Source organism: Streptodolium elevatio, assembly GCF_040649515.1.
Classification (GTDB): Bacteria; Actinomycetota; Actinomycetes; order Streptomycetales; family Streptomycetaceae; genus Yinghuangia; species Yinghuangia elevatio.
Window position 1 is genome coordinate 25,188 of record NZ_JBEZFP010000010.1, and the last position, 11,961, is coordinate 37,148.

At 71.6% G+C, this 11,961-nt stretch carries 9 protein-coding genes; all 9 read right to left on the reverse strand.

Going from position 1 to position 11,961, the window contains the following annotated elements:
• Positions 1–196 precede the first annotated feature (196 nt).
• The 9 genes from AB0C36_RS05880 to AB0C36_RS05920 all read right to left on the reverse strand — a co-directional run bounded on the left by AB0C36_RS05880 (position 197) and on the right by AB0C36_RS05920 (position 11,956).
• Positions 197–379, reverse strand: coding sequence for a hypothetical protein (locus tag AB0C36_RS05880; protein ID WP_358349813.1), 183 nt, complete (start codon positions 377–379; stop codon positions 197–199).
• 294 nt (positions 380–673) lie between these two features.
• Positions 674–2,179, reverse strand: a complete 1,506-nt coding sequence (gene gatB, locus AB0C36_RS05885; protein WP_358349815.1) for an Asp-tRNA(Asn)/Glu-tRNA(Gln) amidotransferase subunit GatB — start codon at positions 2,177–2,179, stop codon at positions 674–676.
• Positions 2,176–2,409, reverse strand: coding sequence for a hypothetical protein (locus AB0C36_RS05890; RefSeq protein WP_358349817.1), 234 nt, complete (start codon positions 2,407–2,409; stop codon positions 2,176–2,178). Before AB0C36_RS05890 ends, gatB begins: the two co-directional genes overlap by 4 nt.
• 66 nt (positions 2,410–2,475) lie before the next feature.
• A complete protein-coding gene (gene gatA / locus AB0C36_RS05895) occupies positions 2,476–3,969 on the reverse strand; it encodes an Asp-tRNA(Asn)/Glu-tRNA(Gln) amidotransferase subunit GatA (RefSeq protein WP_358349819.1) in 1,494 nt (497 codons plus the stop codon).
• A 2-nt stretch (positions 3,970–3,971) separates the two neighbouring features.
• A complete protein-coding gene (gene gatC, locus AB0C36_RS05900) occupies positions 3,972–4,271 on the reverse strand; it encodes an Asp-tRNA(Asn)/Glu-tRNA(Gln) amidotransferase subunit GatC (protein ID WP_235052788.1) in 300 nt (99 codons plus the stop codon).
• Positions 4,272–4,410: 139 nt separating this feature from the next.
• Positions 4,411–6,705: a putative bifunctional diguanylate cyclase/phosphodiesterase gene (locus AB0C36_RS05905; RefSeq protein WP_358349822.1), complete on the reverse strand. Its 2,295-nt coding sequence runs from the start codon at positions 6,703–6,705 to the stop codon at positions 4,411–4,413.
• 335 nt (positions 6,706–7,040) lie between these two features.
• A complete protein-coding gene (gene ligA / locus AB0C36_RS05910) occupies positions 7,041–9,278 on the reverse strand; it encodes an NAD-dependent DNA ligase LigA (protein WP_435838992.1) in 2,238 nt (745 codons plus the stop codon).
• Between the two features lie 79 nt (positions 9,279–9,357).
• Positions 9,358–10,443: a methionine synthase gene (locus AB0C36_RS05915; RefSeq protein WP_358349828.1), complete on the reverse strand. Its 1,086-nt coding sequence runs from the start codon at positions 10,441–10,443 to the stop codon at positions 9,358–9,360.
• 202 nt (positions 10,444–10,645) lie between these two features.
• Positions 10,646–11,956, reverse strand: coding sequence for a glycosyltransferase family 4 protein (locus AB0C36_RS05920; protein WP_358349831.1), 1,311 nt, complete (start codon positions 11,954–11,956; stop codon positions 10,646–10,648).
• Positions 11,957–11,961: the final 5 nt, after the last annotated feature.

The window sequence follows — 11,961 nt, forward strand, 5'->3', positions numbered from 1 at the left end:
CTTTTCTCCCGAGGCGAACTGGTTGTCGCAGGTCAAGGACGCCGCGCGCGGGGCCGTGGAGAACACCCCGTGCGCGGGCCGGGGCGCCGGACGTGCGAGAAGGGTCCAGGACACCCCCGACGGTGTCCTGGACCCTTCTTCCGGCCCTGGTCGGCTCGGCCCCCCTTCCTCGAAAGCCTCGCCGACCCGGCTCCGGTCATACCGCGGGCCGTACTGACCCCGCGATACCACCGGCGCTTGCGCGTGAACTCTCCTCCGCGGCGCGTGCGAGGCGGCGGGCCTCGCGGCGGTTCCGGAGGGCGGTACGGACCTTGCGCTCGTGCGCGGCGGTGCGGTGCATTTCGGCTTCGCGGGCCTGGAACATCTCGTACTCGAGCATTTCGGCTTCTCCTTGTGACGTTTCCTCGGCGGCTTCTCCGCTTCGGAGCCCCTCTCGGGGCATGTCATAAGGTTCGCGTCCCAGAGGGGGCCGGGGCATCGGGCGGATGCCCGATCTTGGCCGGGCCGGAAGGTCTTAGGGCGCCTTAGGCGGCGTGCAACAGGCCCTAAGGCCCCTAAGGCCCCGCCCACGCCTTACCTAGGTCGGGCCGGGTACGCGTGAAGGGTGCCGCCCTGGTGCGGGGGCGGCACCCTTCATGTCGGGGAACCGGTGCCCTCCGGGGAGGGCCGGGCCTCAGGAGACGCCGAGCTTCTCCAGGATCAGTTCGCGGACGCGGGCCGCGTCGGCCTGGCCGCGGGTGGCCTTCATGACCGCGCCGATGAGCGCGCCCACGGGGCCCAGGTTGCCCGACTTGATCTTGGCGACGGCATCCGCCTGCGCGGCGATGGCGTCGTCGATCGCGGCGCCGAGCGCGCCCTCGTCGGAGACGACCTTCAGGCCGCGCTTCTCCACGACGGCGTCCGGGTCGCCCTCGCCGGCCAGCACGCCCTCGATGACCTGGCGGGCCAGCTTGTCGTTCAGCTCGCCGGCCTTGACGAGCGCGGCGACCCGGGCGACCTGTACGGGCGTGATGGGCAGCGCACCGACCTCGACGCCGCGCTCGTTGGCGTTGCGGGCCAGCTCGCCGAGCCACCACTTGCGGGCGGCGTCGGAGTCCGCGCCCGCCGCGACCGTCTCCACGATCGCGTCGACCGCGCCCGCGTTGACCAGCGACTGCATGTCGAAGTCCGAGATGCCCCACTCGGTCTGGAGGCGCTTGCGGCGCACCGACGGCTTCTCGGGCAGCGTGGCGCGCAGCTCCTCGACCCATTCGCGGGTGGGCGCCACGGGGACGAGGTCCGGTTCGGGGAAGTACCGGTAGTCCTCGGCCTCCTCCTTGACCCGGCCGGCGGTGGTGGTGCCGTCGTCCTCGTGGAAGTGCCGCGTCTCCTGGACGATCGTGCCGCCCTCGGACAGCACGGTCGCGTGCCGCTGGATCTCGAAGCGGATGGCCCGCTCGACCGAGCGCAGCGAGTTGACGTTCTTCGTCTCCGAGCGCGTGCCGAACTTCTCGCGGCCGTGCGGGCGCAGCGAGAGGTTGGCGTCGCAGCGCATCTGGCCCAGCTCCATGCGGGCCTCGGAGACGCCGAGCGCCTTGATGAGGTCGCGCAGTTCGGCGACGTACGCCTTGGCGATCTCCGGGGCGAGGTCGCCCGCGCCCTCGATCGGCTTGGTGACGATCTCGATGAGCGGGATGCCGCACCGGTTGTAGTCGAGCAGCGAGTAGTCGGCGCCGTGGATGCGGCCGGTGGCGCCGCCCACGTGGGTCGACTTGCCGGTGTCCTCCTCCATGTGCGCGCGCTCGATGCCGACGCGCCACGTCTTGCCCTGGACCTCGACGTCGAGGTAGCCGTCGAAGGCGATGGGCTCGTCGTACTGCGACGTCTGGAAGTTCTTCGGCATGTCCGGATAGAAGTAGTTCTTCCGGGCGAAGCGGCACCACTCGGCGATCTCGCAGTTCAGCGCGAGGCCGATGCGGATCGCGGACTCCACCGCCGTGCGGTTGACGACGGGGAGCGCACCGGGCAGGCCGAGGCAGGTCGGACACACCTGGCTGTTCGGCTCGCCGCCGAACACCGTCGAACACCCGCAGAACATCTTGGTGTTCGTGCCGAGCTCGACGTGCACCTCGAGACCCATCACCGGGTCGTACGAGGCGAGCGCCTCCTCGTACGACATGAGTTCGGTCGTGCTGGTCACAGGCCCTCGATCTCCAATGCCTCTTCCTGCTCCTCACGGAGCGAGCGGATCAGCAGGGCGAAGCCGGTGATCACGGCGGCGGCCGAGATGATCGCGTCGGTCATCTCGAGCTTGTCGTGCTTGCCCCTGGCCTCCTTGATCTGCTTCATGACGCCGATCGCGCCGAACACCTGCATGCCCAGGCCGATGAACTTCCCGGCCTTGCTCTTGGGGGCCTTCTTCTTGGCCATCTGATGTCTCCTCGGAAACCGTCGGAAAGTCGGTCGGGATCGGTCGCGTGGACGCCGTGCGGCCGACTACAGGACCGGGGCCCGGTCGAGCAGCGGGCCGCCCCAGCGGTCCAGGTACGCCGCCTCGACCGCGGCACCGACCCGGTAGAGCCGGTCGTCGGCCATCGTCGGCGCGATGATCTGGAGGCCGACCGGCAGGCCGTCCTCGGGTGCGAGCCCGCACGGCAGCGACATCGCGGCGTTCCCGGCCATGTTGGACGGGATCGTGCAGAGGTCGGCCAGGTACATCGCCATCGGGTCGTCGGCGCGCTCGCCGATCGGGAAGGCGGTGGTCGGCGTGGTCGGCGAGACCAGCACGTCGACCTGGGCGAACGCGGCGTCGAAGTCGCGGGCGATGAGGGTGCGCACCTTCTGCGCCTGCCCGTAGTACGCGTCGTAGTAACCGGACGACAGGGCGTACGTGCCGAGCATGATGCGGCGCTTGACCTCCGGTCCGAAGCCGGCCTCGCGGGTCAGCGACATGACCTCCTCGGCCGACCGCTCGCCGTTGTCACCCACGCGGAGGCCGTAGCGCATCGCGTCGAAGCGGGCGAGGTTCGACGACGCCTCGGAGGGCGCGATCAGGTAGTAGGCGGGCATCGCGTAGTCGAAGTTGGGGCAGGAGATCTCGACGACCTCGGCGCCCAGTTCGCGCAGCAGTTCGACGGCCTCGTCGAAGCGCTGCGACACGCCCGCCTGGTACTGCGGCCCGGCGAACTCCTTGACGACGCCGACGCGCATGCCGCGCACGTCGCCGTTGCGGGCCGCGCCCACGACGTCCGGCACCGGCGCGTCGATGGACGTCGAGTCGCGCGGGTCGTGGCCGGCGATGGCCTCGTGCAGCAGCGCCGCGTCGAGCACCGTGCGCGCGCACGGGCCGCCCTGGTCGAGGGACGAGGAGAAGGCGACGAGGCCGTAGCGCGAGACGCCGCCGTACGTCGGCTTGACGCCGACCGTGCCGGTGACCGACGCGGGCTGGCGGATCGAGCCGCCGGTGTCGGTGCCGATCGCGAGCGGGGCCTCGAACGCGGCGAGGGCCGCGGCACTGCCGCCGCCGGAGCCGCCGGGGATGCGGGTGAGGTCCCACGGGTTGCCGGTGGGACCGTACGCCGAGTTCTCGGTCGAGGACCCCATGGCGAACTCGTCCATGTTGGTCTTGCCGAGGATGACGACGCCGGCCTCCTTGAGGCGGCGCGTCACGGTGGCGTCGTACGGCGGCAGCCAGCCTTTGAGGATCTTCGAGCCGCAGGTCGTCGGCACGCCCTGGGTCGTGAAGACGTCCTTGAGGGCGAGCGGTACGCCCGCCAGCGGGCCGAGCGCGTCGCCCTTGGCGCGGCGCTCGTCGACCGCCTTGGCGGCGCTGAGCGCGCCCGCGGCGTCGACGTGCAGGAAGGCGTGCACCTTGCCGTCGACCTCGGTGATGCGGTCGAGGTGCGCCTGGGCGACCTCGACGGCGGACACCTCGCCGGCGGCGATCCGCGCGGCGGTCTCGGCGGCGGTGAGCCTGGTCAGGTCGGCCATTTCTACTGCTCCTCCCCGAGGATCCGCGGCACGCGGAACCGCTGGTCCTCGGCGGCCGGCGCACCGGAGAGGGCCTGCTCGGGGGTGAGCCCCGGCCGGATCTCGTCGGGCCGCATGACGTTGGTCAGCGGCAGCGGGTGCGACGTCGGCGGGATGTCGTCGGCGGCGACCTCGCCGACGCGGGCGACCGCGCCGATGATGTCGTCGAGCTGGGTGGCGAGGTGGTCGAGTTCCTCGGCCCCGAGCTCCAGCCGCGACAGCCGGGCGAGGTGGGCGACCTCCTCGCGCGTGATGCCAGGCATGCAGCGATTCCTTCTAGGGGTGGCTGGGGATGGGTACGTTCGACGCCATCCTAGTTGCCGCGGGTCGCCCGACCGCTCTCATATAGCCGGGCACACGGCCGTGTGCAACGTGGCGCACAGAGCCGCGCGTAGGGCCGGGTTATCCGGTGACCCTGGTCGGCCGGTGCGGCGGCCGGGCGCGGTCGGCTCGCGGCATGGCCGGCGGCGGCACGGTGGCCTGCGGCGGCACGATGGCCTGCGGCACGGTCGGCTGCGGCAGGGTCGGGACGCTCGGCTGCGGCATGGTCGGCACAGCCGCCGGCGGTGCGGACGCCTGCGGCGGCACGGCGGCCGGCAGGTCGGGTACGCGGCGCGACGGCGCCATCCGCGCGCCGACGCCGTGGCGTACCAGCCACGCCGTGGCCTCGTCGCGCGGCAGGGCGCGGGCGATCAACCAGCCCTGCGCGCTGTCGCAGCCGAGGTCGCGCAGGCGGTCCCAGGTGGCGTCGTCCTCGACGCCTTCGGCGACGACGCGCAGGCCGAGCGAGTGGGCCAGGTCGACCGTGGAGCGCACGATGGCGGCGTCCTCCTCGTCGACGGTGAGGCGGGCCACGAACGAGCGGTCGATCTTGATCTCGCTGACCGGTATGTGCCGCAGGTGCACGAACGACGAGTAGCCGGTGCCGAAGTCGTCCAGCGACAGCCGGACGCCGAGTTTCCGCAGCGCGTCGAGGCTGTCCGCGGCCCGCTGCGGTTCTTCGAGCAGCACGCGCTCGGTGATCTCCAAGTGCAGTGCCGCCGCGGGCACTCCGTGTCTGCGCAGCCCGGCCGCCACCGTGTCGGCGAACGCCGGCGCGTGGATGTCGCGCGCCGACACGTTGACCGCGACCGGTACGTCGATCCCCTGCTCGTGCCAGCGGGCCACTTGCGACAATGCCTCGTCGACGACGTAGCGCGTCAGACGAGGCATCAGGCCGGTCTCCTCGGCCAGGTGGACGAACTCCTCGGGCGATATGTAGCCCCGGTCGGGGTGGCACCAGCGCACCAGGGCCTCGCAGCCGTCCACGCGCCCGGTCGTGAAGGACACTTTGGGCTGGTAGTGCAGCTCCACCTGCTGCACGTCGAGCGCGCGGCGCAGGTCGCCGAGCAGCAGCAGTTTCTCGCGCGTGTTGACGTCGCGCGCCGGGTCGTACAGTTCCACGCCGCTGCGCAGGCGCTTGGCCAGGTACATGGCCACGTCGGCGTATTGCAGCAGTCCGGCCATGTCGCCGGCGTGGTCCGGGAAGACCGCCACGCCGACGCTGACCTCGATGTCGAGTGAGAGGTCGTCGAGTTCGAACGGCTCGCCCAGCACCTCGACGACCTGCCGGGCCAGCGACAGCGCGAGCTTCTCGGCGGCGGCCGAACTCGCGAGGGGGTCCCGGCCGCCGGGTTCGCCGAGGTCCGGCATGAGTACGGCGAACTCGTCGCCGCCGAGCCGGGCCACGGTGTCGTCGCCGCCGACCACCCCCAGCAGCCGCTGCCCGACCTGGTGCAGCAGGCGGTCGCCGGCGAGGTGCCCGAGCGTGTCGTTGACCTCGTGGAAGCGGTGCAGGTCGAGCAGGAACAGGGCGACCCGGCCGGTGCCGCCGCTCTTGCGCAGCGCCCGGTCGCCGTGTTCGAGGAGGAGGCGGCGGTTGGGGAGGCCGGTCAACGCGTCGTGGCGTACCTCTTGTTCGCGGTCGAAGGTGACGCGCGTGGTCTGGTGGATGCTGTAGAGGGGGGCCGCGAACAGCGGCAGCGCCCACGGGTTCGCGTGCGCGACGATGGCGATGAGCGGGGCGAGCACGATGAGCGCGCCGTGCGCGACGCAGCGCGAGCGGATCTCCTCCCCGGCCAGCGACCGGGGGCTGACACCGCGCCAACTCGCGCGCAGCAGCCAGCCGATGCACTGCGAGACGCAGACCATGGCGACGCCGGCGACCAAAACCGCGGGCAGGTCGGCGGCGGCGAGTTCGCGCGTCTGGGCGCGTTCCGGGCGTACCCCGCACAGTTGCAAAACGATGTCGGCGGCCAGGAACGCGAGGACGTAGTGGCCGATGATGTACGCGACGCGCCAGGTCGAATCGCGGCGCGCGGCACACGAGATGAGGACGGGGACGGCCTGCACGAGCGAGGCGAGGACCCAGCCGTGCACGATGAGCAGGCCGTACGAGATGGCCACCGAGGCCATGGCGCCGGGCACGTACAGGCCGCGGCGGGTGATGCCGGTGTGGACGCCGTCGAGGACCACCAGCGCCAGCATGATCCAGATGCCGGCCTCGCTCGGCGGGAAGAGCGAGTCGCCGCCCGCGACCACCCGGGCGACCGAGATGAGGAGCACGAGGTTCCCGACACCGCCGACGATGACGGTGTTGGCGACGAACTGGCCAGGGCGCGCGACTCGCGACAGATCTGTTCGTCCGATCCGACGCATGCACATGCTCCCTGCGGCTCTTCCGGGCGGTTCCCCGTCCGGCGGGCCGGACTGCCCGGCCGCGGCAAGGGGTACGCAAGACGTTCCGCGACCGGGCGGCAAGCCCGGCGCGAACCGGGTTCCCGATCAGGGTAGGACGCGTTGCGTTTGCTGGGGAGCTTTATCGCCAAGGTCGAATCGGAAGGTTCTCTTCCGGTCACCTTGCCAGGTACGGCGCCTGACTGCACGTCAGGCGCCGTCGACCGGCGGGTCCGCACGCTGTGTGATGCCGGGTGTGCGGTGCCGTACGACTCGGGGGCGGCATCCGGCCTCGCGGACGGCTCGGGATGTGGCCGCTATTGTGCGGTCTGCTCCGCTTCCTCCGTCTCCCCCGCCTCTTCCGCCTCCGCGCCCCCCGAGCGGGCAGCGAACCACTCGCGGGCGGCGTCCGGCCCGTCGGCGAGCAGGACAGCGAAACCCTCGTCGTCGAGGACGGTGAGGCCGAGTGAGACCGCCTTGTCGTACTTCGACCCGGGGTTGTCGCCGACGATCACGAAGTCGGTCTTCTTCGACACCGAGCCGGTCACCTTCGCGCCCGCGGCCTCCAGCGCCTCCTTCGCGCCGTCGCGCGTGTAGCCCGCCAAGGTGCCGGTGACCACGGTGGTGAGCCCGGTGAGCACGCCGGTGGCCTTTTCGGCCCCGCCCTCCTCGACGAAACGCACGCCCGCGGCCCGCCACTTCTCCACGATCTCGCGGTGCCAGTCCTCCGCGAACCACTCGGCGATCGACTCGGCGATGATCGGGCCGACCCCCTCGGCCGCCGCGATCTCCTCGACGCTCGCGTTCATCAGCCGGTCCAGGTCGCGGAACTCACCGGTGATCGCGCGGGCCGTGGTGTCGCTGACGTGCCGGATCGACAATGCGGTCAGGATGCGCCACAACGGCTGCCGCTTCGCCGCCTCCAGGCCCGCGAGCAGCACCTCGACGGTCTTCTTCGCCTCGCCCTGCTGGTTCGCGAAGAACGACATGACCTTGTGCTCGCCGGTCTCGTCGTCGACCTTCGGCATGCCCGTCCGCTGGTCGCGCACCAGCACCTTGATGGGCAGAAGCTGCTCCACCGTCAGGCTGAACAGGTCGCCCTCGTCGCGCAGCGGCGGCTCGGCCGGCTCCAGGGGCTGCGTGAGCGCGGTGGCGGCGACGTACCCGAGCCCGTCGATGTCCAGCGCCCTACGGCCGGCGAGGTGGTAGACGCGCTCGCGGAGCTGGGCGGGGCAGGAGCGGGCGTTCGGGCAGCGTACGTCGACGTCGCCCTCCTTCATCGGGCGCAACTCCGTGCCGCACTCCGGGCAGTGCGTCGGCATGGAGAACTCGCGCTCGGTGCCGTCCCGCAGGTCGGCGACCGCGCTCAGGATCTCCGGGATGACGTCGCCGGCCTTGCGCAGCACGACGGTGTCGCCGATCAGCACGCCCTTGGCCTTGACCACTTCCTGGTTGTGCAGCGTCGCGTACGCGACCGTGGAGCCCGCCACCTTGACCGGCTCCATGACGGCGTACGGCGTGACCCGGCCGGTGCGCCCGACATTCACCTTGATGTCCAGGAGCTTGGTGTTGACCTCCTGCGGCGGGTACTTGAACGCGATCGCCCAGCGCGGCGCCTTCGACGTCGCGCCGAGCCGCCCCTGCAGCGGGATCTCGTCGACCTTGACCACCACGCCGTCGATCTCGTGCTCGACCGAGTTGCGGTGCTCGCCGAAGTGGCGGATGAACTCCTTGACCTGCTCGGGAGTGTCGACGACCTTGTTGTGCCTGGCGGTGGGCAGGCCCCAGGCGCGCAGCTTGTCGTACGCGTGCGACTGGCAGTCGATGTCGAAGCCGCGCCGCGCGCCGATGCCGTGCACCACCATGTGCAGCGGCATCTGGGCGACGACCCGGGCGTCCTTCATGCGCATCGACCCGGCGGCCGCGTTGCGCGGATTGGCGAACGGGTCCTGGCCCGCGGCCACCCGGCGCGCGTTCAGGTCGTCGAACTTCTCGATCGGGAAGAAGACCTCGCCGCGGATCTCGACCAGCTCGGGGACGTCGTGGCCGCCGTCGTCGCGCAGCCGGGTCGGGATCTCGTCGATCGTGCGCACGTTGGCGGTGATGTCCTCGCCGGTGCGGCCGTCGCCGCGGGTGAGCGCGCGGACCAGCTCGCCGTTCTCGTACAGCAGGTTGACCGCGGCGCCGTCGACCTTCAGCTCGCACAGGAAGTGCAGGTCCGCACCCGCGACGTCCTTGCGCAGGCGCTCGATCCACTCGTCGAGCTGGTCCTCGTTCATCGCGTTGTCGAGGCTGAGCATGCGCTCCAGGTGGTCGACCTTGACCGCGTCGCCGGCCGGTGCGCCGCCGACGGTCTGCGTCGGGGAGTCCGGCGTACGCAGCGCCGGGTACTCCTCCTCGATGCCCTCCAGCTCGCGCATGAGGGTGTCGAACTCGGCGTCGCTGACGGTCGGCGCGTCCTTGACGTAGTACCGGAACCGGTGCTCCTCGAGCTCCTTGGCCAGTGCGACGGCCCGCTCGCGTACCTCGGCGGGGATACCTTCGGCGCCGGTCAGATCAGCCACGTCGTCAGCCTCCAGAAGTACCGGTGTCCGGTTCGCGGGGTCACCACGGAAATGTCCGCTACGTTCTACCTCATCCCTCGGGTGCCTCGTACAGCACCTGGGCGGCCTCGACGCAGTGCTTGAGCGCCCTGCGCACCCACACCGGATCGGCTCCGGCGAGACCGCAGGTCGGAGTGACGACCGCGGCCGCACCCAGGAGCTCCGGGCGGAAGCCGAGCCGGCTCCACAACGTCTTGACACCCCTGACGGTACCGGCCGGGTCCGACAGCGGACGAGCTCCCGCGCCGGTGTTTCCCCTGGTCGTGGCGCGATTGGCCACCCGGTTGGAGGGCTCTTCGGGGGGCAGTGACGGAACGACTCCGAACAGGAACCCGACGCCCGCCTCGACCGCCTCCCCCAACTCCTCCTCGTCGCGGGCGCGCAGCATCGAGAAGTCCAGCGAAACCCCCGCGACCCCCGCCTCCCGCAGCAACCCGATCGGCACGCCGGGGGCACAACTGTGCACCACCGCAGGCCCCCCGACCGCGCCGACGACGGTACGCAGCCGCTCCCGCACCACCGCCTTGTCCACCGCGCGCAGCCTTCCGAACCCGCTGGCGGTCGGCACCGTGCCGGCCAGGACCCCGGGCAACGCGGGCTCGTCGAACTGCACCACCAATTCCGCGCCCGGAATCCGCCTGCGCAGCTCCGCGACATGCCCGCGCAAACCCTCGGCGAGCGACTCCGTCAGGTCCCGGCACGCCCCCGGATCGGCCAGCGCCTTGTCGCCGTGGCCCAGTTCGATCGTCGCCGCCAGCGTCCACGGCCCGGCCACCTGCACCTTCAGCGGCCCCGCGTACCCCTGCGTGAACTCCTCCAGCGCGTCCAGGTCCTCCCGCAGCCACGCCGCCGCCCGCCGGTGGTCCCGCCCGGGCCGGTCGGTGAACCGCCACCCGGAAGGCTGCACCTCCGCGAACAGGTCCACCAGCAACCCGGCCCCCCGCCCGGTCAGATCCGCCCCCACCCCCCGCCCCGGCAACTCCGGCAGATGCGGGAACCCACCCAGCTCCCCCACCACCAGGCGCACGGCCTCCCGCACGTCCTCCCCCGGCAAGGACCCGACACCCGTCGCACTACCGGGCTTCCACGGATACGTCTTCTCGCTGCTGGTCGTCACGGGCCGAGCGTACTGATCACCGCCACCCCGCCCGGCAGATCACTTGCCCGGATGTCGCCGGAGGCCCGTATGGTCCGCCGCGAATGTCAACTGGACCCACGGGGTGACCGGCGACGGATTCGGCGACATCGTGGCCACCTTGACGACCGGCGGACCGACCGCGGTGCCGGTGTCGGAAGCCGGCGCCCTCGGCGCGCCGCGGTCACTCGCCGCCCGCGGCCACCGAATCGGCACCCGGCTGATCTGAACCGCCCTCGCCCCACCGGGCCCGCTGCGATTCCTCGCCGCGGCCCCGGTCCGTGTCGACGCCGTGCGCGGTCCTCGCCGTCGCGAGTGCGCGACGCAGCGCGTCGACCAGGAGCCCGGCCGACTCCGACCACACCGGTACCCGGAACCCCGCCGACTTGCGCGCCAACCCGCCCGACATGGTCCGGCGGATCAGCCCGTCGAGTGCCGGGCGGTCGTCCACCCCGTAGAAGTGCGCGTGCCCGTCGACGGTCTCGCGCAGCGGCGGGATGTCGGTGCAGATCACCTCGCACCCGCACGCGAGGGCCTCCAGCGGGCCCAGGTGGTTGCCCTCGTTGACCGACGCCACCACCAGCGCCGCCGCGCCCGAATAGAGCACGGCCAGCTCGTCGTCGGTGACGCGCCCGGTGAAGCGTACGGTCCGCGCGACGTCCGCGTGCGCGGCCAGCAACTCCTGTACCTCAGGCCGCTGTTCCGCATACCCGCCGACCACCACCAACTCCCCCTCCCCCCGCCGCCCGGCCCCGCGCAACCACGTCTCCAGCAGCCACGAGAACCGCTTGGTAGGCCCTGCCAGCCCCACGAACAAGCAGTACGGCACCGCAGGCGCCACCACCCGCCGCGGCCGGAACAGATCCGTGTCCACACCACAAGGCACCACATCGACCCGCCCCGCCGGAACCCCGAGCAACCGCACCATGTCACCGCGCGTCGCCTCGGAGACGGTGACGAAGCCCCGCGCGTGGGCGACCTGGTGGCGGTTGAGGGCACGGAAGTAACGCTGGAACACGTTGGCCCGCGGGTCGTCCCGGTCGTGGTCCCAGGCCGCGAGGGCTGCCAGCTCGCCTTGTAGACAGGCCCATTCGTCGGCACCGAAGTAGCGCGTGAAGCTCTCCTCGCTGTACGCGTGCTCGGGGAACCGCAAGCGCGACAGATCGTGCGTCGTGGCGACGAACGGCACGGGGCACTGTCGGTCCACGGTGTAGTGCGTCGTGAAGTACAGGTCGACCGAGTCCGCCGCCAGAAGCTCACGCAGCCAGCGGCTCCGACGCACGAACCCGTCAGGTTCGGGGGCGAACGCCACTTCGACGGCCGTCCCCGCCAACGCCCGGCGTACGTCCTGTTCTTGGTGCGCATCCGCGATCGCGCGGAACCCCATGTCCGGCACCGAGCCCGCTCGTTCGGCGAGCGCGCGCAGCAAGGAAAGGCCGTAGCGGGCAACACCCGTGCGCTGGTTGGCCCTGATGTCGACGACGACCGAACGCATGGCCC